A 23,622-nucleotide genomic window follows, 5' to 3' on the forward strand; every position below is an offset into this window, starting at 1 on the left:
ATGTTCCCGCAGCGCCTCGATTCGCCGCTGGCTTACGACATCGCCAAGGCGATGATCGATGGATTCAATCGCCATTACAGCCTTTTTCGTGCCGAATCGGCGCGTGCCAAGCATCGCTTCGAAACGGCCGACTGGCACGGCCAGCAGCGCGCGCAGCGCGAGCGCATCGAGTTTTACGACCTGCGGGTGAACGAGGCCGTGGCCCGGCTCGAGAAAGAGTTCAAGGCCGGCGACCAGCCAATGGAGGTGTGGCACCAGGTCAAGCTGCACTTCATCGGCCTCCTGGTGGACCACCACCAGCCCGAGTTGGCCGAGAGCTTCTTCAACTCGGTAACCACGAAGATCCTGCACCGCGCGTACTTCCAGAACGACTTCATCTTCGTGCGGCCGGCCATCAGCACCGAATACATCGAACCGCGCGGCGCCCCAACGTACAGGCCCTACTACCCCTCGCACGAAACGCTGGCAGACACCATCGAGCAGATGCTCGACGACTACGGCCTGCAGGGCGGCTTTGCCAACAAGCGGCGAGATTCTGAAAGGGTGGCCCACGCCATCATGGGGCGCTTTCACCAGGTGAAGCTGCGCGCCAACTTCCAGATCCAGGTGCTGTCGGGGCTGTTCTACCGCAACAAGGGTGCCTACGTGGTCGGCAAGATCATGAACGGCTTTGTCGAACTGCCGTTCTCGCTGCCCATCCTGCACGACCGGCACGGCAAGTTCTACGTGGATGCGGCGCTTTTCGGCGAAGACGACCTGCAGATGCTCTTCAGCTTTGCGCGCGCCTACTTCATGGTCGACATGGAAGTGCCTTCGGCGTGCGTGCAGTTCTTGCGCTCGCTCATGCCGCGCAAGCCGCGCGCCGAAATCTACAACGCGCTGGGGCTTGCCAAGCAGGGCAAGACGCTTTTCTACCGCGACTTTCTTTCGCACCTCAATTATTCGAGCGACCGCTTCCGTATTGCACCAGGCATCAAGGGCATGGTCATGCTGGTGTTCGACCTGCCTTCGTTTCCTTTCGTCTTCAAGGTCATCAAGGATTTCTATCCGCCGCAGAAAGACACCACCCGCGAGCAGATCAAAGGCAAGTACCTGCTGGTGAAGCAGCACGACCGTGTCGGCCGCATGGCCGACACACTCGAGTACAGCGACGTGGGTTTTCCTCTCGACCGTTTCGAGCCCGAGCTGATTGAGGAGATCCGGAAGTTCGCGCCCAGCCAGCTCGAGATTGCCGACCGCGACGGCAACGGGGAGATGGAGCTGGTGCTCAAGCACGTCTACATCGAGCGCCGCATGATCCCGCTCAACATCTTTCTGCAAGAAGCCTTCGACACGCTGGCCAATCCTGAAAGCCCGGCGCATGCCAAGCGCGCGCAGGAGCAGCTCGAGCACGCCGTCGTCGAATACGGCAATGCCATCAAGGACATGGTTGCGGCCAACATCTTTCCCGGCGACATGCTGTGGAAGAACTTCGGCGTCACACGCGGGGGCAAGGTCGTGTTCTACGACTACGACGAGATCGAATACATCACCGATTGCCAGTTCCGCAAGGTGCCCGCGCCCCGCAACGAGGAAGACGAGATGAGCGGCGAGGTCTGGTATTCGGTCGGCCCGAAAGACGTATTTCCCGAAACCTTCGGCCCCTTTTTGCTGGGCAACGACGCGGTGCGCGAAGCCTTCATGGCGCACCACGCCGACCTGCTCGACGCCGCCTTCTGGCAGCACCACAAGGAACGCATCCAGGCCGGGCAGATGCTCGATGTGTTCCCGTACGAAGAAGCGCAACGCTTTCCGCACGACGGACATGCAACGCATTTTTGATTGAGCCACTGTCCACAGCCATCCCTTTCACTTTTTCGAAGGAGACCCCCATGTCCGAATCCATCGTCATCGTCGGCGCCGCCCGCACCCCCATGGGGAGCTTCCAGGGCGACTTTTCTTCCCTCTCCGCGCACGACCTCGGCGGCGCCGCGATCAAGGCCGCAGTGGAACGCGCCGGCATTGCGCCCGAGAGCGTCGGTGAAGTGCTGTTCGGCAACTGCCTCATGGCCGGCCAGGGCCAGGCGCCCGCACGCCAGGCGGCCTACAAGGGTGGCCTGCCCGACAGCGCAGGCGCAGTCACGCTCAGCAAGATGTGCGGCTCGGCCATGAAGGCCGCCATGCTTGCACACGACCTGCTGCTGGCCGGCACGCACGACGTGATGGTGGCCGGCGGCATGGAAAGCATGACCAACGCGCCGTACCTCATGCTCAAGGGCCGCGGCGGCTACCGCATGGGCCACGACAAGATCTATGACCACATGATGCTCGACGGCCTCGAAGACGCCTACCAGCCGGGCCGCTCGATGGGCACCTTTGGCGAAGACTGCGCCGCCAAGTACAAGTTCACGCGCGAGCAGCAGGATGCGTTCGCCATTGCCAGCGTGCAGCGCGCCAAGGCAGCCACCGAGTCCGGCGCTTTCAAGGACGAGATCACGCCCGTCACCGTGAAAGGCCGCGGCGGCGACACCGTCATTTCCATCGACGAAGGCCCGGGCAAGGTCAAGCTCGACAAGATTGCCACGCTCAAGCCCGCGTTCAAGAAAGAGAACGGCACCATCACCGCGGCATCGAGCTCGTCGATCAACGACGGCGCCGCAGCGCTGGTGATGATGACCGAATCGCACGCGAAGAAGATCGGCGCCAAGCCCATCGCGCGCATCGTCGGCCATGCCACGCATGCGCAGCAGCCCGAGTGGTTCTCCACCGCGCCCGTCGGCGCCGTGGCCAAGCTGTTCAAGAAGACCGGCTGGAGCGTGAAAGACGTCGACCTGTGGGAAGTGAACGAAGCCTTTGCCGTGGTGCCCATGGCGCTGATGCATGAGCTCGACGTGTCGCACGAAATCGTCAACGTGAACGGCGGCGCCTGCGCGCTGGGCCACCCCATCGGCGCCAGCGGCGCGCGCATCATGGTTACGCTCATTCACGCGCTGAAGGCGCGCGGCAAGAAGCGCGGCGTGGCCACGCTTTGCATCGGCGGCGGCGAAGGCACCGCCGTGGCACTCGAATTGCTCTGATAAAAACGACCGCCACGAAGCGCCCCGTGCCAAGGCGCTTTGTGGTTCTTCTTCAAAAAATATCGCAGACGCCAGGAGGTTCTTCATGCGCCCATTCACCCAACATACCGTCATGGCGGCCTTGCTCGCCGGCGCCTTTCTTGCGCCTGCCGCCGCCTGGGCGCAAAAACGCGACAACGTGCTGTTCCAGGCCGCTACCGATGCGCAGCCCGCCGTGCTCAAGACGCTGGAGCAGCTCGTGAACATCGAAACCGGCACGGGCGATGCCGAAGGCATTGCGGCCGCCGGCAACTACCTGGAAGGCGAGCTCAAGAACCTCGGCTTCACCGTGACGCGCAGCAAGTCGGCCGGCATCGTGGTGGGTGACAACATCGTCGGCAAGCTCAAGGGCCGCGGCGGCAAGAACCTGCTGTTGATGTCGCACATGGACACCGTATACCTCAAGGGCACGCTCGCGAAGGCGCCGTTCCGCGTCGAAGGCACCAAGGCCTACGGCCCCGGCATTGCCGATGACAAGGGTGGCAACGCCGTCATCCTGCACACGCTGAAGCTGCTCAAGGACTACGGCGTGCGCGACTACGGCACCATCACCGTGCTCTTCAACACCGACGAGGAAAAGGGTTCCTTCGGCTCGCGCGACCTGATCCAGGAAGAAGCCAAGCAGGCCGACTACGTGCTTTCCTTCGAGCCCACGGCCGCCGGCGACGAAAAACTTTCGCTCGGCACTTCGGGCATTGCCTACGTACAGGTCAACATCACCGGCAAGGCCTCGCATGCCGGCGCTGCGCCCGACCTGGGCGTGAACGCGCTCGTGGAAGCGTCGGACCTGGTGCTGCGCACCATGAGCCTCGACGACAAGGCCAAGCACCTGCGCTTCAACTGGACCATTGCCAAGGCCGGCAACGTGTCGAACATCATCCCCGCCAGCGCCACGCTCAACGCCGACGTGCGCTATGCGCAGAACGAAGATTTCGAAGCCGCAATGAAGACGCTGGAAGAAAAGGCCCAGCAAAAGAAGCTGCCCGAATCCGACGTCAAGGTGCTGGTCACGCGCGGCCGCCCGGCATTCAACGCGGGCGAGGGCGGCAAGAAGCTGGTCGAAAAGGCCGTGGCTTTCTACAAGGAAGCCGGCGGCACGCTGGGCGTTGAAGAACGCACCGGCGGCGGCACCGACGCGGCCTACGCGGCGCTCTCCGGCAAGCCGGTGATCGAAAGCCTGGGCCTGCCGGGCTTCGGCTATCACAGCGACAAGGCCGAATACGTCGACATCAGCGCGATTCCGCGGCGCCTGTACATGGCGGCGCGGCTCATCATGGACTTGGGCGCCGGCAAGTAAGCACGCAAGAACAAAAAAGACAGGAGACACGCCATGCTGCTCAGTGCCGACCAGGAAGCCATCCGCGACGCGGTGCGCGATTTTTCGCAAGCCGAACTCTGGCCCAACGCTCCGAAGTGGGACCGCGAGCACAGCTTTCCGAAGGAAGCGCACCAAGGCCTTGCGGCGCTTGGCGCCTACGGCATCTGCGTGCCGGAAGAGCATGGCGGCGCGGGGCTCGACTACCTCACGCTTGCGCTGGTGCTCGAAGAAATTGCGGCCGGCGATGGCGGTACCAGCACGGCCATCAGCGTGACCAACTGCCCGGTCAACGCCATTCTCATGCGCTACGGCAATGCGCAGCAGAAAAAGCAGTGGCTCGAGCCTCTGGCGCAAGGCCGCATGCTTGGCGCCTTCTGCCTGACAGAGCCGCAGGCCGGCAGCGATGCCTCCAGCTTGCGCACCACGGCGCGAAAAGACGGAGACGGCTACGTGATCGACGGCGTGAAGCAGTTCATCACCAGCGGCAAGAACGGCCAGGTCGCCATCGTCATTGCGGTAACCGACAAGAGCGCCGGCAAGCGCGGCATGAGCGCGTTCATCGTGCCCACCGATGCGCCCGGCTATAGCGTTGCGCGTCTCGAAGACAAGCTCGGCCAGCACAGCAGCGACACCGCGCAGATCAATTTCGACGGCTGCCGCATTCCGGCGGAAAACCTCATCGGCGCCGAGGGCGAGGGCTACAAGATCGCGCTGGGAGCGCTCGAGGGCGGGCGCATCGGCATTGCGGCGCAGAGCGTGGGCATGGCGCGCAGCGCGTTCGACGTGGCGCTGGCCTATGCGAAAGAGCGCCAGGCCTTTGGCGGTTCGATCTTCGACCAGCAGGCCGTGGGCTTTCGCCTGGCCGAATGCGCCACGCAGCTCGAAGCCGCGCGCCAGCTCATCTGGCACGCCGCCAGCCTGCGCGACGCCGGCCGCCCCTGCCTGAAGGAAGCCGCCATGGCCAAGCTGTTTGCCAGCGAAATGGCCGAGCGCGTGTGCAGCGCCGCCATCCAGACGCTGGGCGGCTACGGCTACGTGAACGACTTTCCGCTCGAGCGTATTTATCGCGACGTGCGGGTGTGCCAGATCTACGAAGGCACGTCCGACATCCAGAAGCTGCTGATCCAACGCGCGCTGGCGTGAGTGCCGTTACGCGCCGCCGGCTGCCGGTGCTCCGGATCGCGGCAGCGGCCCTGCTGGCGCTGGCCGCCTGGACAGTTGCCATCGAGCCACGCTGGGTCGCGGCACGCGCCGAGCCGCTGAGTTCGGCGCAATGGCAGCCGCCCGCCGGGATCAAGGTGGCCGTGGCGGGCGATTGGCATCTCACCACGCGCTCGGCATGGCGCATTACCAGCGTGGAGCGCGCCGCGCGCATCGTCGACCAGATCAACGCCGCGCAGCCCGACGTGATCCTGCTGCCCGGCGACTTTCTTGCGGGCTCGGGCGGCGACGAAGAACTGTCCATCGAGGAGATGGCTGCCGTGCTCGGACGCCTGAAAGCGCCGCAGGGCGTGTACGCGGTGCTCGGCAATCACGACTGGTGGCACGACGGCGAACGTACGGCGCGCGCCTTGTCTGCGGCGGGCATCCGCGTTCTGGAGAACGCCTCGGTTCGCCTGCCCGGCCATGACATCTGGGTGGTCGGCATCGGCGACGACTCAACCGGCCACTCGCAACCGGACAAGGCATTGGCCGGCGTGCCGAAGGGCGCCGCCACGCTGGTCATGATGCACGACCCCTTCAGCTTTGCGACCATGCCGCCCACCCGTGGGCTGGTGGTGGCCGCGCACACGCACGGCGGGCAGATCAGCGTGCCGGGCTACGGCGCGCTGGTTGTGCCGGGGCGGGCGCCGCGCGAGTGGGCCTATGGCTGGGTCGCGCACAAGGGCAAGCGCATGTACGTAACCAGTGGGCTGGGCGTGAGCATTCTCCCGGTGCGCTTCAACATGCGGCCCGAGTGGGTGATGTTCCAGTAGGGCCTGGATGCGGTGTCATCGGTTTTGATGACAGACAGAACGGCGCCCTTGGCGCAGCATGGCGGCCTCTTCGTCGAAGGTTCTTGCCATGTCCATTTTCTTCAGGCCCATCTCGTTCGCCGCGGCCCTCCTGTGCCTCGGTGCATCCGCGCAGGCGCAGTCCGCCGCCGCTGACCTCGGCACGCTGACTGCGAGCGATGCCGTGCAGCAGCTCTGCGCCGGCACTCTCACCAGCGAGCAACTCGTAACGGCCTACGTTGCGCAGGCCAAGGAAAAGGCAAGCCTCAATGCCTTCATCACGCTCGACGAGGCCGGCGCGCTGAAGGCGGCGCGCGCGGCCGATGCCGCCCGCGAGCGCGGCGGCGCTTGCAAGCCGCTGGCCGGGCTGCCGGTGGTCATCAAGGACAACATCCAGGTGCAGGGCCTGCCCGCCACGGCCGGCTCGCCGGCGCTCAAGGGATTTGTGCCCGCAGCCGATGCGCCGGTGGTAGCGAAGCTGCGCGCGGCCGGCGCCGTCATTCTCGGCAAGACGAACATGCACGAACTGGCCTTCGGCGTGACGGGCTACAACCCGGCGTTCCAGACCGGCACCGAGGTGGGCGTGCGCAACGCCTACGACGCAAGCCGCGTGGCGGGCGGTTCGTCGTCGGGCAACGGCGCGGCGCTGGGGGCGCGCATGGCGCCGGCGGCACTGGGCACCGACACGGGCGGCTCGGTGCGCATTCCGTGCGCGTTCAACGGCTGCGCGTCGCTTCGTCCGAGCATGGGGCGCTACTCGCAACGCGGTATCGCGCCGATCTCGCACACCCGCGACACCGCGGGGCCGATGGCGCAGTTGATGGCGGACGTTGCGCTGCTCGACCGAGTGATTGCGGGCGGCGCGCCGCTGAAGCCGGCCGACCTGAAGCACGTGCGCCTCGGCGTGGTGCCGGCTTTCTACGCCAACCTCGACGCCGACACGCGGGCCGCAACCGACGCCGCGCTCGGCAAGCTGCGCGCGGCAGGCGTCACCCTGGTGGACGTGGAAATGCCGAAGCTCATGGAACTCAACAGTGCCATCGGCTTTCCGGTTGCGCTTTACGAGGCGCACGACGACATGGTGGCCTACCTCGCAAAGTACCGCACCGGCATCGACATCGCGCAGCTGACAGCCGGCGTCGCAAGTCCGGACGTCAAGGCCACCTTCGAAGCCTTCGTGATTCCACGCAAGCTGCCGGCGCCCAACGGCATGGTCGATGCCAAGCCGGCGTATGACAACGCAATGCACGTCGCCCGGCCCGCGTTGCAGAAGCTCTACCGCGACACCTTCGCTCGGCACCGGCTCGACGCGCTGGTGTTTCCGACCGTGCCGCGCGTGGCTCCGCCGGCGGCACCCGAAGCCAGCAGCCCCGAGACCTTCAGCGCGCTCATCCAGAACACCGATCCCGGCAGCAACGCCGGTATTCCGGGCGTGCAGCTGCCGTCGGGTCTTGGCCCGAGCAGCGGCCTGCCCATCGGGTTGGAGCTGGACGGGCCCGCCGGCAGCGATCGCAAGCTGCTCGCCGTGGGCCTCGCAGTAGAAAACGTACTGGGCCGCCTGCCGGCTCCGAAGGGCAAGTAGCGCCTCCGGCCGTGTCAGCGCCGAGCCAGGCCGGCCAGCGCCGAACGCCGTTCGATGCCGAGCTTGTCGAAGATGCGCCGCAGGTAGGTGCGCACCGTGGGCACGCCCACCGCCATGCGGCGCGCGATCTCTTTGTCGGTCAGGCCTTCGAAGACAGCCCCCGCAACCTCCTGCTCTCGCGCGCTCAGGGCACTCCACGGGGCTTCGGCGGGCATATGCGCGGCAGCCGCCGTGCGCTGCGCACGCTGCAGCGCACCGATGAAAGCCGGCTCGATCAGGTCGAGCAGCGCCTTCTCATGGTCGCCGAAATCGCCGCGGCCCTTGCGCCGCCATATGCGCAGGTCGCCCAGGGCCCTGTTGCCTTCGAAGGCATGCAGGTTCATGCCCCAGTGCAGTCCGTCGCGCGAAAGAAAGTCGGTGAAGAACGCCGTGCGCATGAGTTCGCGCTGCGGCATCACGTCGGTCACGCGCGTGGCGCGGCGATGCGACTGCAGCACGAAGGTGATCGGGTCGTGGTGCTGGTGCCATTCGCCATAGCGGTCGAGGTTGGCAGGGTCCATGTTCAAGGCCACGCGGCCGTCGAACTGACCGGTCTCGGCATTCCAGACGAAGGATGCGAACTGGTCGGCATGCAGCAGGTCGAGCAGCGCCCCGCCCAGGCGCTCGCGAATGTCGCCTTCGCCCCGGTCTTCCGCCAGCAGCGTGAAAACGCCGCGCAGCGCCTGCTGTTCGGAGCCTGTCAGGTACATCGCCGCCTCGCTCTTTTGGTGTGCAGAAACAAGGCTAGCGTCTAGCAAGCACTGCGCCAAGAGTGGATCTCCGCAGGCGGCCCCGGGCTTGCCCCATCGGCGCGAGGGCCGCAAGGTGTTCCAATAGAGGCCTTCATGAGCGCCACTGATCCCACCACCGGACCCTGCCCCTGCGGCCGCACGGACCGTCGAGACAAGCCCATCGGCTATGCCCTGTGCTGCGGCCGCTACCTCGAAGACTTCGAGGGCACGCCCGCGCCGGATGCCGAATCGCTGATGCGCTCGCGCTATACCGCCTTCGTGCTGGAGCGAGAGCCCTACCTGCTGGCCACCTGGCACGCGTCGAAGCGGCCGGCTTCGATCGAGTTCGAGCCCGGCGTGAAATGGCTGGGGCTCGACATCCGCTCGCGCTCGGTGCTCGACGCCGACCACGCAGAGGTCGAATTCGTCGCGCGGCAGCGCAGCAGCACCGGCACCGCCACGCGGCTGCACGAGCGCAGCCGCTTCGTGCGGGAAGGCGATCGCTGGTTCTACCTCGAAGGCGACCTGCAGACTCCTGGTTGACGCGGCGGGCCGAGGCTCGCACAATCGGCCTCGCTCCGGGGTGCACGCATGTGGCGTGCTGAGATGGCAAAGCTGCCGACCCGCGAACTTGATCCGGGTCATACCGGCGTAAGAAGAGCTGCACTCCCTGACTCCGGTCCCGCCACCCACCCACCGTGGCGGTCCAAAGTCCACCGAGCGATTGCGGAGCACCCTTTCCCTCAACAAGGAGTGCCCCGCATGAATGCCCCCGACAAGTTCACCTCCCTGCTCTCGCTCACGCGCGAGCCCTTTCCCGCTTCGCACAAATGCCTGATTCCGGGCAGCCGGCCCGACCTGAACGTGCCGGTGCGCGACGTGCTGCTGACCAACGGCGAGACCGTGTCGCTCTACGACACCTCGGGCCCCTACACCGATGCCAAGGTCGAGATCGACGTGCGCCGCGGCCTGCCCGACGTGCGCGGTGCGTGGGTGCTTGAGCGCAACGACACCGAAAGCTACGAAGGCCGCACCCACCACGCGCTGGACGACGGCGCCAAGAACGAAGACCGCGATGCCCAGCGCCTGGCCGAACTGCGCGCCGGCGCTTCAGCGCTGCAGCGCACACCGCGCCGCGCCAAGCCGGGCGCCAACGTCACGCAGATGCACTATGCCCGCCGCGGCATCATTACCCCCGAGATGGAGTACGTGGCACTGCGCGAGAACGGCAAGCGCGAGTGGATGGCCGAGTACCTGGCCAACGAAGAGCGCGCAAAACGCGTGGCCGGCAACCCGATGGGCGCGAGCATTCCGCGCATCATCACGCCCGAGTTCGTGCGCGATGAAGTCGCACGCGGCCGCGCCATCATCCCCGCCAACATCAACCACCCTGAAGTCGAGCCGATGGCCATCGGCCGCAACTTCAAGGTGAAGATCAACGCCAACATCGGCAACTCGGCCGTCACTTCGAGCATCGAGGAAGAAGTCGAAAAGCTGGTGTGGGCGATTCGCTGGGGCGCCGACAACGTGATGGATCTTTCGACCGGCAAGAACATCCACACCACGCGCGACTGGATCGTGCGCAACTCGCCGGTGCCCATCGGCACGGTGCCGATCTACCAGGCGCTCGAAAAAGTGGGCGGGGTGGCCGAAGACCTCACCTGGGAGATCTACCGCGACACGCTGATCGAGCAGGCGGAGCAGGGCGTGGACTACTTCACCATTCATGCAGGGCTGCGGTTGCCGTTCATTCACCTGACCGCCAATCGAATGACGGGCATCGTCTCGCGCGGCGGCTCGATCATGGCCAAGTGGTGCATTGCCCACCACAAGGAGAGCTTTCTCTACGAGCACTTCGAAGACATCTGCGACATCATGAAGGCGTACGACGTGAGTTTTTCTCTAGGCGACGGCTTGCGCCCGGGCTCGGGTGCCGACGCGAACGACGAGGCTCAGTTTGCCGAGCTGCGCACGCTGGGCGAGCTCACGCAAATTGCCTGGAAGCACGACGTGCAGACCATGATCGAAGGGCCGGGCCATGTGCCGATGCACATGATCCAGTCGAACATGGACGAGCAGCTCAAGCACTGCCACGAGGCGCCGTTCTACACGCTCGGTCCGCTGACCATCGACATTGCGCCCGGGTACGACCACATTGCGAGCGCCATCGGTGCCGCGATGATCGGCTGGGCCGGCACTGCGATGCTCTGCTACGTGACGCCGAAGGAGCACCTGGGTCTGCCCGATCGCGACGACGTGAAGCAGGGAATCATTGCGTACAAGATCGCCGCGCATGCTGCCGATGTGGCCAAGGGGCACCCGGGAGCGCGTTCGCGAGACGATGCGCTGAGCAAGGCGCGCTTCGAGTTCCGCTGGCAAGACCAGTTCAACCTGGGGCTCGATCCCGATACGGCACGCGAGTTCCACGACGAGACGCTGCCCAAGGATTCGAGCAAGGTGGCGCATTTCTGTTCGATGTGCGGCCCCAAGTTCTGCTCGATGAAGATCACGCAGGAAGTGCGCGAGTACGCCGCCAGGAAGGGCGTGGCCGAGGCTGAGGCCATGGCCGAGGGCATGGAGGAAAAGTCCAAGGAGTTCATGGCGGGCGGTGGAGAAATCTACATCCCCATACGCCCAGTAGCCTGAGCGCGCCCCGGGGTCGTTGCTACCATGGGGGCTCTCCCCGAAACCCCTTCAGCGCAATGACCCCATTTCCCTTCGCCGCAGTCCTCTTCGACTGCGACGGCGTGCTCGTCGACTCCGAACCCATCACCAACCGCGTGCTCGCCGAAATGCTCGGCGAGCTCGGTTGGCATCTCACCACCGAAGAGTCGATGAACACCTTCACCGGCAAGGCCGTGAAGGACGAGACAGACCTCATCGAATCCAAGACCGGCGTCCGGATTACCGAGGAGTGGCTCAGGGCTTTCAGGGCTCGCCGCAACGAAGCACTCGAACGCGACCTGGCAGCCATTCCCCATGCGCCCGCGGCCATCCGCGAAATTCATGCAACGCTCAAGGGCCGCATCGCCTGCGCCTCGGGGGCCGACCGCCACAAGGTAGAACTGCAACTGGCCAAGGTGGGCCTGCTCGATTGCTTCCAGGGCCGAATCTTCAGCGGCCACGAGATGCCGCGCTCCAAGCCGCACCCCGATGTGTACCTTGCCGCCGCCGAGGCTCTGGGCGTCGATCCGAAGCGCTGCGCCGTGGTCGAGGACACCGTAACGGGCGCGATGGCCGGCGTGGCCGCGGGCGCCACGGTGTTCGGCTACAGCACCGGCGAGTCAGGCCACAGCGGGCCCGAGGCGCTGCGCAGCGTGGGCGCGCTGCAGGTGTTCAGCGACATGCGGGAACTGCCCGCGCTGCTCGCCTCGCATGGCATGCAGCCCGCCTGAAAACGGGCCCCGACAAACCAAGCCCCTGCCGCGAACAAGCCCGCAAAATTTTGGTGCAATGGGCCAAGCAACCCAAGAAAGGAGCCAGATCGTCATGACTTCCGAATACAAGACCGAGCAACCGGCCCGCGCTGAAATCGACGCCCTGAAAGGCCCCGCGGTGGTCGAGTTTGGCACCAACTGGTGCGGCATCTGCAAGGCCGCGCAGCCCAATATCGCGGAGGCTTTTTCCAGGTATCCGGACATTCCTCGCATCAAGGTCGAAGACGGCAGCGGCCGCCCACTGGGGCGCTCGTTCAACGTGCGCCTGTGGCCTACGCTCGTGTTCATGCGAGACGGCAAGGAAGTCGCGAAGCTGGTGCGTCCGGAGGACAGCCAGTCGATTTCGGATGCGCTGGCTTTGATTGCCCAGCCGGGGTGATTGCTCGGTTTTAGCGCTGCTTCTTTCGGGGCGGCGCACCCGCCGACGGGGTACCTTGCTCCGCGAATGTCCCCCGGCCTGCGGCCTCCTCCTTTATTTCGCTGCGCAAGGCACCCCATCGACGGGAGCGTTGCGCAGAGCGGTCATTGAACAGCGGAACACCAGCGCCTGAAAAAACCTACAACCCCCGTGCCCGAAAGTCACGCGGCGCGTGTCCGGTCCACTGCAGGAACGCACGCGAAAAACTCTTCTCGTTGCGAAACCCCACCGCCAGCGCGACTTGCTTGATCGGCCGATTGGTTCGGCGCAACTGCTCCACTGCCATCTCGTGGCGCACTTCATTTTTCAGCACCTGCAGCGACGTGCCTTCTTCGTGAAGTTGCCGGTGCAGCGTGCGGCCCGACACATTGAGCAGCGTAGCCAGCGCTTCCGCCGTGGTGGCCTCGCCGGCGCGGGAGCGCAGCAACTCTCGAACCCTCTGACCGAGCAAGCGGTCGCGGCGGTACTGCAGGATGGTGAGCGGCAGCGCGCGCTTGAGCATGGCGCGCAGTGCGCGTTCGTCGCGCTGCAGGGGCAGGGCGAGATAGCGCTCGTCGAAGCTGATGGTGGCTTGCGGCGCGTCGAAGCGCACCTCGGGCGTGAACATTGGGGCGTATGCATCGCGGTGCGGCGGCTCTGCGAACGGAAAGGTGGCGCTCCGCAGAGAAATGCGCGAGTCGATGGCCCAGCACATGTAGCCGTGCATGAAGCGCAGGCTGGTTACCAGGCAAAACTCGCGAAAGGCCTCGCCCAGCGGACGGTTTTCGGTAATGCGCAGCGTGGCCACTCCGCCCGCCACTTCTAGCGCGAGGCCGATGTCTTCGGTAAGCAACCGGTGGTGCCGGCACCAGCGCTTGATGGCCACGCCCAGGTCGGGCGAACTCAGCGATGCGCGGCACAGCATGCCGTAGCTGCCCCAGGGCAGGCGCCGCGAGAACCAGCCCAATGCTTCGTCGTCCAGTTCCTGCATGGCGTGGTCGGACAACGCCTCGAACTGCGCCGCCGTTACCCGCGCACCCGGCCGGGCCAGCTCGGGCGGCGTAATCTGTGCCGCCTTGAGTGCCTCGGCAGGGTCGACGCCGTAACGCTCGTAACCCTTCACGATAGCTCTCACAAAGGCCATGGGGGTGATGGCTCGGGCGGGTTTGAGAAAAGCGGGCGAGGTCATGGTCGGGCGGGAAAGGCGTGGCGCAATTTGCAACCATTGTGGCGCCAATTGCGGCGCAGCGAGGCGTAAGCTGCGTTCTTCCAAGCGCCAAATCCGCGTGGGTAGCTCTGCGCGCCGACCCCTCAGAGGAGACAACACACATGCACGATCCCGGCCTGAACTTCGACCTGGGCGACACCATCGATTCGCTGCGTAGCGCCATCCAGGACTTTGCCGCGAACGAAATCGCGCCGCGCGCCGCGGACATCGACCGCGACAACCTGTTTCCGCACGACCTCTGGCAAAAGCTCGGCGAACTCGGCCTGCACGGCATGACGGTGAAAGAAGAATTTGGCGGCACCGAACTGGGCTACCTGGCGCACATCGTGGCCATGGAAGAGGTCTCGCGGGCCTCGGCCTCGGTGGGCCTCTCTTACGGCGCGCACTCGAACCTGTGCGTGAACCAGATCCACCGCAACGGCAGCGAAGCACAAAAGAAAAAATACCTGCCCAAGCTCGTGAGCGGCGAGCATGTGGGCGCGCTGGCCATGAGCGAGCCCAATGCCGGCTCCGATGTGGTGAGCATGAAGCTCAAGGCCGAGAAGAAGAACGGCTACTACGTGCTCAATGGCGGCAAGATGTGGATCACCAACGGCGGCGACGCCGACACGCTGGTGATCTACGCCAAGACCGAACCCGAAATGGGCGCACGCGGCATGACGGCCTTCATCGTCGAGAAGAGCTTCAAGGGCTTTTCGGCCGGCAGCAAGCTCGACAAGCTCGGCATGCGCGGCTCCAACACCTACCCGCTTTTCTTCGACAACTGCGAAGTGCCGGAAGAGAACGTGCTCGGCGGCGAAGGCATGGGCGCCAAGGTGCTGATGAGCGGCCTCGACTACGAGCGCGCCGTGCTCTCGGGCGGCCCGCTGGGCATCATGGCTGCGTGCATGGACGCAGTGCTGCCCTTCGTCCACGAGCGCAAGCAGTTCGGCCAGAGCATCGGCGAGTTCCAGCTCATGCAGGGCAAGCTCGCGGACATGTACTCGACCTGGCAGGCCACGCGCGCCTATGTGTACGCCGTGGGCAAGGCCTGCGACCGCAACGACCATGCGCGCACCTTCCGCAAGGACGCGGCCGGCGCCATTCTCTATTCGGCCGAGAAGGCGACGTGGATGGCCGGCGAGGCCATCCAGGCGCTGGGCGGCGTGGGCTACACCAAGGAGTTTCCGGTCGAGCGGCTGTGGCGCGATGCCAAGCTGTATGAGATTGGTGCGGGTACGAGCGAAATTCGAAGGATGTTGATCGGGCGTGAGCTGTTTGCGGAAACGGCCTGAACTGCCTTTTTCCTTCCCCCAGAGGGGGAAGGAGCAAGACCAGACGGAGACAAGGAAGGACATGAGCATGACTGCTGCGTTGACCGAGAGCTACGGCAAGGGCGCCACCGACGTCCCCCTCATCGAACAAACCATCGGCGACTTCTTCGACGACATGGTCGGAAAGCAGCCCGACCGCGAAGCCCTCATCAGCCGCCACGAAGGCGTGCGCTTCACCTACCGCGAGCTGCAGGCCGAATCGAACAAGCTCGCAAGTGCGCTGCTGAACCTTGGCCTCGTTGCGGGCGATCGAGTCGGCATCTGGTCGCACAACAACGCGCCCTGGGTGCTGATGCAGATCGCGACCGCCAAGGCCGGCCTCGTCCTTGTCAACATCAACCCGGCCTATCGCACTTCAGAGCTCGAGTACGCGCTCAACAAGGTCGGCTGCAAGGTGCTGGTAACGATGGCGCGGTTCAAGACCAGCGACTACCTCGGCATGCTGCGCGAACTGGGCACCAAGCGCCTGCCGCAGCTGCAGCACATCTTCTGGATCGACGGAAAGGCTGCTGCGGACGCGAAAGAAGAACCGGGAATGCAGCGCTTCAGCCAGCTGCTGGCGAGCGGCAATGCAGCCGACCCCCGCGTGGCGCAGGTGCAGAAGACGCTGAAAGCCGCCGACCCGATCAACATCCAGTTCACCAGTGGCACCACGGGCTTTCCCAAAGGCGCAACGCTCACGCACCGCAACATCCTGAACAACGGCTTTTTCATCGGCGAGTGCATGAAGCTCTCGCCCGCTGACAGGCTGTGCATTCCGGTGCCGCTCTATCACTGCTTTGGCATGGTGCTGGGCAACCTGGCCTGCCTTACGCATGGCTCGGCCATCGTTTACCCGAACGACGGTTTCGATCCGCTCACGGTGCTCGAGACCGTGCAAGCCGAAAAGTGCACGGGCCTGCACGGTGTGCCCACCATGTTCATTGCCGAGCTCGACCACCCGCGCTTCAGGGAGTTCGATCTTTCCACGCTGCGCACCGGCATCATGGCCGGCTCGCCGTGCCCCATCGAGGTGATGAAGCGTGTGGTGAACGAAATGCACCTGAGCGAAATCACCATTGCCTACGGCATGACCGAGACCAGCCCGGTGAGCTGCCAGAGCAGCACCGACACGCCGCTGGACAAGCGCGTGTCGACTGTGGGCACGGTGCAGCCGCATCTCGAAGTGAAGATCGTCGACCCCGAGACCGGCGCCATCGTGCCGACCGGCCAGTCGGGCGAGCTTTGCACGCGCGGCTACTCTGTGATGCACGGCTACTGGGAAGACGAGCCGAAGACGCGCGAGGCCATCGACGCCGAGCACTGGATGCACACCGGCGACCTGGCCACCATGGATGCCGAGGGCTACGTGAACATCGTCGGCCGCATCAAGGACCTGGTGATCCGCGGCGGCGAGAACATCTATCCGCGCGAGATCGAGGAGTTTCTGTACCGCCACCCGAAGGTGCAGGACGTGCAGGTGGTCGGCTTGCCCGACAAGAAGTACGGCGAAGAGCTCTGCGCCTGGATCATCGTCAAGCCCGGCCAGAGCGCCACCGACACGGAGATACGCGAGTTCTGCAAGGGCCAGATCGCGCACTACAAGGTGCCCAGGTACATCCAGTTCGTCACCGAATTTCCGATGACGGTGACCGGCAAGATCCAGAAATTCAAGATCCGCGAAGCGATGGCCGAACAACTGGGCCTCGAACAAGAAAAGACAGCATGAGCAAACTCGAAACAAAATTGAATGCGCGTTCCGCCGACTTCCAGGCCAACGCCGCGGCCATGCGCGCGCTGGTCGACGACCTGCACAAGCAGTTCGCAAAGGTGGAGCAGGGCGGCGGCGAGGCCGCGCGTGCCAAGCACACCGCCCGCGGCAAGCTGCTGCCGCGCGACCGCGTGGCCGAGCTGCTCGACCCGGGCACGCCCTTCCTTGAAATTGCGCCGCTCGCCGCGCACGCGATGTACCTCGACGCCAAGGGGGCTGAATCGGCACCCGGCGCCGGCCTGATCGCGGGCATTGGCCGCGTGAACGGCGTCGACTGCATGATCGTGTGCAACGACGCCACGGTGAAGGGCGGCACCTACTACCCGATGACGGTGAAGAAGCACCTGCGCGCACAGGAAATTGCCGAGCAGAACCGCTTGCCCTGCATCTACCTGGTCGACTCGGGCGGTGCCAACCTGCCGAACCAGGACGAGGTGTTTCCCGACCGCGACCACTTCGGCCGCATCTTCTACAACCAGGCCAACATGAGTGCCCAGGGCATTCCGCAGATTGCGGTGGTGATGGGCTCGTGCACCGCGGGCGGCGCCTACGTGCCGGCGATGAGCGACGAGTCGATCATCGTGAAGAACCAGGGCACCATTTTCCTGGGCGGCCCGCCGCTCGTGAAGGCGGCCACGGGTGAAGTGGTCACTGCTGAAGATCTTGGCGGCGGCGATGTGCACACGCGGCTCTCGGGCGTGGTCGATCACCTGGCGCAAAACGACCTGCACGCGCTGGCGCTCGCGCGCTCCGCGGTGGCCAACCTCAACGCGAAGACTGCGACTGAAGGCGCCGAGAAAGCCGCCGTGCGTGAACCCGCATTCCCGCGTGAAGAGCTCTACGGCGTGATTCCGACCGACACGCGCAAGCCCTTCGATGTGCGCGAGATCATCGCGCGCATCGTGGACGGCAGCGAGTTCCACGAGTTCAAGGCCCGCTTCGGCGCAACGCTGGTCTGCGGCTTTGCAGAGATCGAGGGCATGCCCGTGGGCATCGTCGCCAACAACGGCATCCTGTTCAGCGAGTCGGCGCAAAAGGGCGCTCACTTCATCGAGCTGTGCTGCCAGCGCAAGATTCCGCTGGTGTTCTTGCAGAACATCACGGGCTTCATGGTGGGGCGCAAGTACGAGAACGAAGGCATTGCGCGCCATGGCGCCAAGATGGTGACGGCGGTGGCCACGGCCAACGTGCCCAAGTTCACCATCATCATCGGCGGCAGCTTTGGCGCCGGCAACTACGGCATGTGCGGCCGCGCCTACAGCCCACGCTTTCTCTGGATGTGGCCCAACGCACGCATCAGCGTAATGGGCGGCGAACAGGCCGCGAGCGTGCTGGCCACGGTGAAGCGCGACGGCATCGAGTTGAAGGGCGGCAGCTGGAGCAAGGAGGAGGAAGAAGCCTTCAAGGCGCCGATTCGCCAGCAGTACGAAGACCAGGGGCATCCGTATTACGCAACGGCTCGGCTGTGGGACGACGGAATCATCGATCCGGCGGATACGCGGCGGGTGCTGGCGCTCGGTCTTGCTGCTGCACGCAACGCTCCGATTCCGGAGCCGAAGTTCGGCATTTTCCGGATGTAGCCATGGCGCCGTTTTTGCGCAATTCAAGTCGATGCGGTCACCGTGCTTCAGGGGGCGCACCCGCCGACGGGGTACCTTTCTCCGCGAATGTCCCCCGGCCTTCGGCCTCCTCCTTTATTTCGCTGTGCAAGGCACCCCATCGACGGGAGCGTTGCACAGAGCGGTCATTGAACAGCGGAACACCAGCGGCGTGCCCTGTGCACACGCCCTGGAAAAAATGCGCACTACGCCACGGATCACATAAATGACCTTCACCAAACTGAAACTGGAAGTCCAGGACACAGTAGCGCGCATCTGGCTGGACCAGCCTGACGCACGCAATGCGTTCGACGACATAGTCATCGCCGAGCTCACCCAGGCCTTCGCCGACGCCGGCGCCCAGCCGCAGGTCAAGGCCATCGTGCTCGGCGCCAACGGCCCTGCTTTCTGCGCCGGTGCGAATCTCAACTGGATGCGCCGCATGGCCGACTACACCCGCGACGAGAACATCACCGACGCGGGCAAGCTGGCCACCATGCTGCGCACCATTGCCGAATGCCCCAAACCCACCATCGCACGGGTGCAGGGCGACGTATACGCCGGTGGCATGGGCCTGGTGGCTGCTTGCGACATGGCAGTGAGCGTAGACACCGCGTGGTACTGCCTCAGCGAAGTGAAGATCGGCCTTGTGCCCGCGACCATCAGCCCGTACGTGCTTCGCGCCATGGGCACGCGCGCATCGCAGCGCTACTTTCTCACGGCCGAGCGCTTCACCGCCGCCGAGGCGCATCGCATCGGCTTCGTGCATGAAGTGGTAGCGAGCGCTGACGCCCTCGACGCCAAGGTCGATGAGCTGGTAAAGGCGCTCACCAGCGCCAGCCCCGCCGCGGTGCGCGCCTGCAAGCAGTTGATCGCCGACGTGGACGGCCGCGAGATCGACGATGCACTGGTCGCGAAGACCGTCGAGAGCATTGCCGACATCCGCGCGAGCGATGAAGGCCGCGAAGGCGTGCAGGCCTTCCTGCAAAAACGCAAGCCGTCCTGGCTTGGCCGCTGAGCAGGCCATGACCGCACTCGACATGCCCCAGCTGCTTGCCCTGGCCGCGGCCGTCGGCTGGGCCAGCGGCGTGCGGCTGTACCTGGTCGTGCTGCTCACGGGCCTGGCTGGCTACTTCGGCTGGGTGCCGCTGCCCGGCGGGCTGCAGATGCTCGCGCATCCAGTGGTCATTGCGGCCAGCGGATTCATGGTGTTCATCGAGTTCTTCGCCGACAAGATTCCCGGCCTCGATTCGCTCTGGGACGTGGTGCACACCGCCATCCGCATTCCCGCAGGCGCGGCACTTGCAGCCAGCGTATTCGGCGCGGACCATGGCGCGATGGCCGTTGTTGCCGCGCTGCTCGGCGGCAGCTTTGCGGCCACCGCGCATGCAGCCAAGGCGACCACGCGCGCGGCCATCAACACGTCGCCCGAGCCGTTTTCGAACGTGGGCGCCTCGCTCGTCGAAGACAGCATGGTGCCGGCCGGCCTATGGCTGGCGGTGGCGCATCCGCTGGTCTTTTTGGTGCTTTTCGTGCTGGTGCTTGTGCTCAGCGTATGGCTCATTCGCAAGAGCTGGCGCTTTCTGAAGGCGCTCTTCAGCCGAGTGGCCCGCATCTTCAGCGGCCGACCCGATCCGGGCGTCACGCCTGCGTTTCAACTGAAAAAGAATCCTCCGGGAGACACTCCGAATGTTTAAAAAAATCCTGATCGCCAATCGCGGCGAAATTGCATGCCGCGTGGCAGCGACTGCCCGCCGCATGGCAATTCGCACCGTGGCCGTGTACTCCGATGCCGACGCGCATGCCAACCACGTGCGCGCCTGCGACGAGTCGGTGCACCTTGGCGGCAGCGCGCCGAAAGACAGCTACCTGCGCTGGGAAAAGATTCTCGAAGCCGCCAAGGCCACGGGCGCGGAGGCGGTGCACCCGGGCTACGGCTTCCTGAGCGAGAACGAAGAGTTTGCGCAAGCCTGCGCCGATGCGGGGCTGGTTTTCATCGGCCCGCCGCCTTCGGCAATCAAGGCGATGGGGCTGAAGGCCGAGTCGAAGCAGCTGATGGAAAAAGCCGGTGTGCCGCTGGTGCCCGGCTATCACGGCCATGACCAGGACCCGGCGCTGCTGCAGCGCGAGGCCGACCGCATCGGCTACCCGGTGCTCATCAAGGCCAGCGCAGGCGGCGGTGGCAAGGGCATGCGCGCGGTCGACAAGGCCGAAGACTTTGCGGCGGCGCTCGCTTCGTGCCAGCGCGAGGCGATCAACAGCTTCGGCGACGACGCGGTGCTCATCGAAAAATACGTGCAGCGCCCGCGGCACATCGAGATCCAGGTGTTCGGCGACGCGCACGGCAACTACGTCTACCTGTTCGAGCGCGATTGCTCGGTGCAGCGCCGGCACCAGAAGGTGCTCGAAGAAGCGCCCGCGCCCGGCATGACCGAAGCCATGCGCAAGCAGATGGGAGAGGCGGCCGTGGCAGCAGCGCGTGCCGTCGACTACGTCGGCGCTGGCACGGTCGAGTTCATCGTCGAGCAACGGGACGGCGGCGAGATGAACTTCTTCTTCATGGAGATGAACACGCGCCTGCAAGTCGAGCATCCGGTGACCGAAGCCATTACCGGGCTCGATCTGGTGGAGTGGCAACTGCGCGTAGCCTCGGGCGAGGCGCTGCCGGCCAAGCAGCAAGAGCTGCAGATTCATGGCCACGCCATCGAAGCGCGCATTTGCGCCGAGAACCCCGACAACAACTTTCTGCCCGCCACCGGCACGCTGCGGGTCTACCGCAAGCCGCAGGCCACCGCTTTCCAGCGCAGCCGCGTGCGCATCGACGACGGTGTGCGCGAGGGCGGCGAGATATCGCCCTTCTACGACTCGATGATTGCCAAGCTCATCGTGCACGGCAGCACGCGCGCCGAAGCGCTGGCTCGGCTCGATGCGGCATTGGCGCAGGTGCAGATCGTCGGGGTATCGACCAACGTGCAGTTTTTGCGCGGCATTCTTGCGACCGATTCGTTCTCGAAGGCGAACCTCGACACCGCACTGATCGAGCGCGAACGCGCCGTGCTGTTCGACCGCGAGGCGCTGGGCCTGCCGCTGGCCGCAGCCGCTGCCATTACCCGCACGCTGATCACCGAGCGGCCAGTTGGCGCACCCGACCCCTTCGAGCGTCGCGACGGCTGGCGCGCGATGGGCGAGTACCGGCGCCACTTCGACTTCGAGTTTCGCGGGGCCGAACAGACCGCCTTGCTGACCTACAAGCGCGACGGCAGCCTGTGGCTCGAAGCCGGCGGCGCGCAAGGCCCGCTGGTCGTGGGCCAGTTCCCGTCGGGCGAGTTCGAGGTCGAGTTCGCGGGCACGCGGCAGACGCTCGACGTGCATCTGGACGGCGCCACGGCCCACGTGTTCGCGTCGAAGGGCGCGACCAGGATTACGGCGATCGACCGGCTGGCCCATGCCGGCGACACCCAGGCCGAAGGCGGCCGGCTCACTGCGCCGATGCCCGGCAAAGTCGTGTCCTTCGCGGTCAAGGCCGGCGACAAGGTCAGCCGCGGCCAGCCGCTCGCGGTGATGGAGGCCATGAAGATGGAGCACACCATCGCCGCGCCGGCCGATGGCACCGTGGAAGAGCTGATGTTCTCGCCCGGCGAGCAGGTGGCCGAGGGCGACGAACTGCTGCGGATGGCTGCTGCAGCAGCCTGAGTCAGCCCACCACCACTTCGCTGATCTGCATCACGGGCGCGAGGTCGGTGTAGTTCCTGATGTCGCCGAGGATCTCCTTGGAGTGCGGGCCAAAGGCCGCCTGAAAAGCTTCGACAGATTCGCAGAACACGTGGCACATGCCGACATAGGTCGGTGGTGTGCCGGGCGCGCCGCCTCCCAGTCCCTTGTCGATGGTGTACGACTTGCAGGCGTCGCCCATGCGGGCCTTGAGAAGCGGCATGTGCTTGTCGCGGTAGTAGGCGTGGTCGAATCGTGCGCCCTCGGTGTAGGGGTACATCACGCTGACTTTGATCATGTTTAGGTCTCCTGGTGTTTCGAGGTCTTCGTTGGTCGCGCACCAGCATAGAAGAAGCACCTCGCGCGTACAAGCAGCCGGTGCTGCCGTGGCCCCGGCAGGCGGCAAAGGGGCCGGCCCCTCTAAGATTCGGTCATGAAAATCATCGTCTCTCTCACCGACAACCGCCCCGAACCGTGGATCGAAGGCCTGAAGGCCGAACTGCCTGAAGCGCAGATCGAGACCTGGCAGCCGGGTGCCGCGCAGGCCGACCATGCCGTGGTGTGGGCGCCGCCGCAGCAACTGCTCGACGAGCAACCCCAGCTGCGCGGCCTCTTCAACATAGGCGCGGGCGTCGATGCGCTACTCAAGCTGAAAGTGCCGGCGCACACGCGCATCGTGCGGCTCGACGATGCCGGCATGTCGGTGCAGATGGCCGAGTACGTGTGCCACACGCTGATCCGGCACTTTCGCGAGTTCGACATCTACGAAGCCGATGCGCGCGAAGGGCGCTGGAGCTACCGCAAGCCGCGGCTGCGGCGCGACTTTCCGGTCGGCATCATGGGCCTGGGCGTGCTGGGCGAAAGGGTTGCCAGGGCCGTGGCGCAGTTCGAGTTTCCGGTGCTGGGCTGGAGCCGTTCGCCCAAGGCCATCGACGGCGTGAAGGTGTTCAGCGGCGAAGCGCAGTTCGACGACTTTTTGTCGTCCACGCGCGTGCTGGTCAACCTGCTGCCGCTCACGGATGCCACGCGCGGCATTCTCAACCGCAACACGCTCGGCAAGCTGCGGCCGGGCGGTTATCTCATCAGCATTGCGCGCGGTGCGCACCTGGTCGAAGACGACCTGATCCCGATGCTGGATGCCGGCCAGCTGGCGGGCGCCACGCTCGATGTGTTCCAGGTCGAGCCACTGCCCGCCGACCATGCCTTCTGGCGCCATCCGAAGATCACGGTCACGCCGCACGGTTCGGCGCGCACGCTGCGAGAGGAATCCATTGCCCAGATCGCCGGAAAGATCCGCGCAATGGAGCAGGGCCTGCCGGTCAGCGGCGTGGTCGATCCCGTTCGCGGCTACTGACCAACGCGGCCGCCGCGCCGCCGACACCGCGAAAAAACGAGGGCGCAGGCAGGGCAAACCCCGACGCTTTTGTTT

Annotated in this window: 20 protein-coding genes and 1 riboswitch; of the genes, 17 read left to right on the forward strand and 3 right to left on the reverse strand. The window is 65.3% G+C overall.

Annotation, left to right across the window (positions count from 1 at the left end; translation table 11 throughout):
* From aceK to iaaH, 6 genes are all read left to right on the forward strand, one after another.
* Window positions 1-1,821: a bifunctional isocitrate dehydrogenase kinase/phosphatase gene (gene aceK / locus J2X67_RS05285; protein ID WP_309951171.1), complete on the forward strand. Its 1,821-nt coding sequence runs from the start codon at window positions 1-3 to the stop codon at window positions 1,819-1,821.
* Window positions 1,822-1,871: 50 nt separating this feature from the next.
* Window positions 1,872-3,056 carry an acetyl-CoA C-acyltransferase gene (locus J2X67_RS05290; RefSeq protein WP_309951173.1) on the forward strand — a complete coding sequence of 395 codons (1,185 nt, stop codon included), beginning with the start codon at window positions 1,872-1,874 and terminating at the stop codon, window positions 3,054-3,056.
* A gap of 85 nt (window positions 3,057-3,141) precedes the next feature.
* The gene (locus J2X67_RS05295) at window positions 3,142-4,392 is read left to right on the forward strand and encodes a glutamate carboxypeptidase (RefSeq protein WP_309951174.1); all 1,251 of its coding nucleotides are present in this window, start codon (window positions 3,142-3,144) and stop codon (window positions 4,390-4,392) included.
* A 33-nt stretch (window positions 4,393-4,425) separates the two neighbouring features.
* The gene (locus J2X67_RS05300) at window positions 4,426-5,556 is read left to right on the forward strand and encodes an acyl-CoA dehydrogenase family protein (RefSeq protein ID WP_309951175.1); all 1,131 of its coding nucleotides are present in this window, start codon (window positions 4,426-4,428) and stop codon (window positions 5,554-5,556) included.
* Window positions 5,553-6,389, forward strand: coding sequence for a metallophosphoesterase (locus J2X67_RS05305; RefSeq protein ID WP_309951176.1), 837 nt, complete (start codon window positions 5,553-5,555; stop codon window positions 6,387-6,389). Before J2X67_RS05300 ends, J2X67_RS05305 begins: the two co-directional genes overlap by 4 nt.
* 88 nt (window positions 6,390-6,477) lie before the next feature.
* On the forward strand, window positions 6,478-7,989 hold the full coding sequence (gene iaaH, locus J2X67_RS05310) for an indoleacetamide hydrolase (RefSeq protein ID WP_309951177.1): 1,512 nt from the start codon (window positions 6,478-6,480) through the stop codon (window positions 7,987-7,989).
* Between the two features lie 14 nt (window positions 7,990-8,003).
* Here the strand turns inward: iaaH and J2X67_RS05315 are convergent, their stop codons facing one another.
* Window positions 8,004-8,738, reverse strand: a complete 735-nt coding sequence (locus J2X67_RS05315; RefSeq protein WP_309951178.1) for a helix-turn-helix transcriptional regulator — start codon at window positions 8,736-8,738, stop codon at window positions 8,004-8,006.
* 135 nt (window positions 8,739-8,873) lie between these two features.
* Between J2X67_RS05315 and J2X67_RS05320 the strand changes: the two genes are divergently transcribed.
* The 4 genes from J2X67_RS05320 to J2X67_RS05335 all read left to right on the forward strand — a co-directional run bounded on the left by J2X67_RS05320 (window position 8,874) and on the right by J2X67_RS05335 (window position 12,575).
* Window positions 8,874-9,302 carry a YchJ family metal-binding protein gene (locus J2X67_RS05320; RefSeq protein WP_309951179.1) on the forward strand — a complete coding sequence of 143 codons (429 nt, stop codon included), beginning with the start codon at window positions 8,874-8,876 and terminating at the stop codon, window positions 9,300-9,302.
* Between the two features lie 26 nt (window positions 9,303-9,328).
* Window positions 9,329-9,434, forward strand: a riboswitch (TPP riboswitch).
* 87 nt (window positions 9,435-9,521) lie between these two features.
* Window positions 9,522-11,405: a phosphomethylpyrimidine synthase ThiC gene (gene thiC, locus J2X67_RS05325; protein ID WP_309951180.1), complete on the forward strand. Its 1,884-nt coding sequence runs from the start codon at window positions 9,522-9,524 to the stop codon at window positions 11,403-11,405.
* Between the two features lie 56 nt (window positions 11,406-11,461).
* The gene (locus J2X67_RS05330) at window positions 11,462-12,154 is read left to right on the forward strand and encodes an HAD family phosphatase (protein WP_309951182.1); all 693 of its coding nucleotides are present in this window, start codon (window positions 11,462-11,464) and stop codon (window positions 12,152-12,154) included.
* 94 nt (window positions 12,155-12,248) lie between these two features.
* Window positions 12,249-12,575: a thioredoxin family protein gene (locus tag J2X67_RS05335; protein ID WP_309951184.1), complete on the forward strand. Its 327-nt coding sequence runs from the start codon at window positions 12,249-12,251 to the stop codon at window positions 12,573-12,575.
* Window positions 12,576-12,753: 178 nt separating this feature from the next.
* Here J2X67_RS05335 and J2X67_RS05340 read toward each other — a convergent pair whose 3' ends face one another.
* Window positions 12,754-13,782 (reverse strand): AraC family transcriptional regulator, encoded by a 1,029-nt coding sequence (locus J2X67_RS05340; RefSeq protein ID WP_309951186.1) that lies wholly within the window; start codon window positions 13,780-13,782, stop codon window positions 12,754-12,756.
* 140 nt (window positions 13,783-13,922) lie between these two features.
* On the opposite strand from J2X67_RS05340, the gene J2X67_RS05345 reads away from it, so the two are divergent.
* The 6 genes from J2X67_RS05345 (at window position 13,923) to J2X67_RS05370 (ending at window position 22,175) form a co-directional block, all read left to right on the forward strand.
* On the forward strand, window positions 13,923-15,095 hold the full coding sequence (locus J2X67_RS05345) for an isovaleryl-CoA dehydrogenase (RefSeq protein ID WP_309951188.1): 1,173 nt from the start codon (window positions 13,923-13,925) through the stop codon (window positions 15,093-15,095).
* A gap of 61 nt (window positions 15,096-15,156) precedes the next feature.
* The gene (locus J2X67_RS05350) at window positions 15,157-16,842 is read left to right on the forward strand and encodes an AMP-binding protein (RefSeq protein ID WP_309951189.1); all 1,686 of its coding nucleotides are present in this window, start codon (window positions 15,157-15,159) and stop codon (window positions 16,840-16,842) included.
* Window positions 16,839-18,464, forward strand: a complete 1,626-nt coding sequence (locus J2X67_RS05355) for a carboxyl transferase domain-containing protein (protein WP_309951192.1) — start codon at window positions 16,839-16,841, stop codon at window positions 18,462-18,464. Before J2X67_RS05350 ends, J2X67_RS05355 begins: the two co-directional genes overlap by 4 nt.
* 244 nt (window positions 18,465-18,708) lie before the next feature.
* Window positions 18,709-19,500 (forward strand): enoyl-CoA hydratase/isomerase family protein, encoded by a 792-nt coding sequence (locus tag J2X67_RS05360; RefSeq protein ID WP_309951195.1) that lies wholly within the window; start codon window positions 18,709-18,711, stop codon window positions 19,498-19,500.
* 7 nt (window positions 19,501-19,507) lie between these two features.
* Complete coding sequence (locus J2X67_RS05365) at window positions 19,508-20,179, forward strand: DUF4126 domain-containing protein (protein ID WP_309951197.1); 672 nt, start codon at window positions 19,508-19,510, stop codon at window positions 20,177-20,179.
* Window positions 20,172-22,175, forward strand: coding sequence for an acetyl/propionyl/methylcrotonyl-CoA carboxylase subunit alpha (locus J2X67_RS05370; RefSeq protein ID WP_309951199.1), 2,004 nt, complete (start codon window positions 20,172-20,174; stop codon window positions 22,173-22,175). Before J2X67_RS05365 ends, J2X67_RS05370 begins: the two co-directional genes overlap by 8 nt.
* 1 nt (window position 22,176) lies before the next feature.
* Here J2X67_RS05370 and J2X67_RS05375 read toward each other — a convergent pair whose 3' ends face one another.
* Window positions 22,177-22,491 (reverse strand): EthD family reductase, encoded by a 315-nt coding sequence (locus tag J2X67_RS05375; RefSeq protein WP_309951201.1) that lies wholly within the window; start codon window positions 22,489-22,491, stop codon window positions 22,177-22,179.
* A 135-nt stretch (window positions 22,492-22,626) separates the two neighbouring features.
* On the opposite strand from J2X67_RS05375, the gene J2X67_RS05380 reads away from it, so the two are divergent.
* Window positions 22,627-23,547 (forward strand): glyoxylate/hydroxypyruvate reductase A, encoded by a 921-nt coding sequence (locus tag J2X67_RS05380; RefSeq protein WP_309951202.1) that lies wholly within the window; start codon window positions 22,627-22,629, stop codon window positions 23,545-23,547.
* Window positions 23,548-23,622: the final 75 nt, after the last annotated feature.

The sequence above is a fragment of the Variovorax sp. 3319 genome, assembly GCF_031456585.1.
In the GTDB taxonomy this organism is placed as follows: Bacteria; Pseudomonadota; Gammaproteobacteria; order Burkholderiales; family Burkholderiaceae_C; genus Variovorax; species Variovorax paradoxus_P.

Excerpts from the sequence above, each read along its gene's own strand:
- thiC (WP_309951180.1), top strand. The coding sequence starts at position 9,522 with ATGAATGCCCCCGACAAGTTCACCTCCCTGCTCTCGCTCACGCGCGAG.
- J2X67_RS05370 (WP_309951199.1), top strand. The coding sequence starts at position 20,172 with ATGTTTAAAAAAATCCTGATCGCCAATCGCGGCGAAATTGCATGCCGC.
- J2X67_RS05350 (WP_309951189.1), top strand. The coding sequence starts at position 15,157 with ATGAGCATGACTGCTGCGTTGACCGAGAGCTACGGCAAGGGCGCCACC.
- J2X67_RS05365 (WP_309951197.1), top strand. The coding sequence starts at position 19,508 with ATGACCGCACTCGACATGCCCCAGCTGCTTGCCCTGGCCGCGGCCGTC.
- J2X67_RS05355 (WP_309951192.1), top strand. The coding sequence starts at position 16,839 with ATGAGCAAACTCGAAACAAAATTGAATGCGCGTTCCGCCGACTTCCAG.
- J2X67_RS05335 (WP_309951184.1), top strand. The coding sequence starts at position 12,249 with ATGACTTCCGAATACAAGACCGAGCAACCGGCCCGCGCTGAAATCGAC.
- J2X67_RS05380 (WP_309951202.1), top strand. The coding sequence starts at position 22,627 with ATGAAAATCATCGTCTCTCTCACCGACAACCGCCCCGAACCGTGGATC.
- J2X67_RS05330 (WP_309951182.1), top strand. The coding sequence starts at position 11,462 with ATGACCCCATTTCCCTTCGCCGCAGTCCTCTTCGACTGCGACGGCGTG.
- J2X67_RS05375 (WP_309951201.1), bottom strand. The coding sequence starts at position 22,491 with ATGATCAAAGTCAGCGTGATGTACCCCTACACCGAGGGCGCACGATTC.
- J2X67_RS05360 (WP_309951195.1), top strand. The coding sequence starts at position 18,709 with ATGACCTTCACCAAACTGAAACTGGAAGTCCAGGACACAGTAGCGCGC.
- iaaH (WP_309951177.1), top strand. The coding sequence starts at position 6,478 with ATGTCCATTTTCTTCAGGCCCATCTCGTTCGCCGCGGCCCTCCTGTGC.
- aceK (WP_309951171.1), top strand. The coding sequence starts at position 1 with ATGTTCCCGCAGCGCCTCGATTCGCCGCTGGCTTACGACATCGCCAAG.
- J2X67_RS05345 (WP_309951188.1), top strand. The coding sequence starts at position 13,923 with ATGCACGATCCCGGCCTGAACTTCGACCTGGGCGACACCATCGATTCG.
- J2X67_RS05315 (WP_309951178.1), bottom strand. The coding sequence starts at position 8,738 with ATGTACCTGACAGGCTCCGAACAGCAGGCGCTGCGCGGCGTTTTCACG.
- J2X67_RS05295 (WP_309951174.1), top strand. The coding sequence starts at position 3,142 with ATGCGCCCATTCACCCAACATACCGTCATGGCGGCCTTGCTCGCCGGC.
- J2X67_RS05290 (WP_309951173.1), top strand. The coding sequence starts at position 1,872 with ATGTCCGAATCCATCGTCATCGTCGGCGCCGCCCGCACCCCCATGGGG.
- J2X67_RS05300 (WP_309951175.1), top strand. The coding sequence starts at position 4,426 with ATGCTGCTCAGTGCCGACCAGGAAGCCATCCGCGACGCGGTGCGCGAT.
- J2X67_RS05320 (WP_309951179.1), top strand. The coding sequence starts at position 8,874 with ATGAGCGCCACTGATCCCACCACCGGACCCTGCCCCTGCGGCCGCACG.
- J2X67_RS05340 (WP_309951186.1), bottom strand. The coding sequence starts at position 13,782 with ATGACCTCGCCCGCTTTTCTCAAACCCGCCCGAGCCATCACCCCCATG.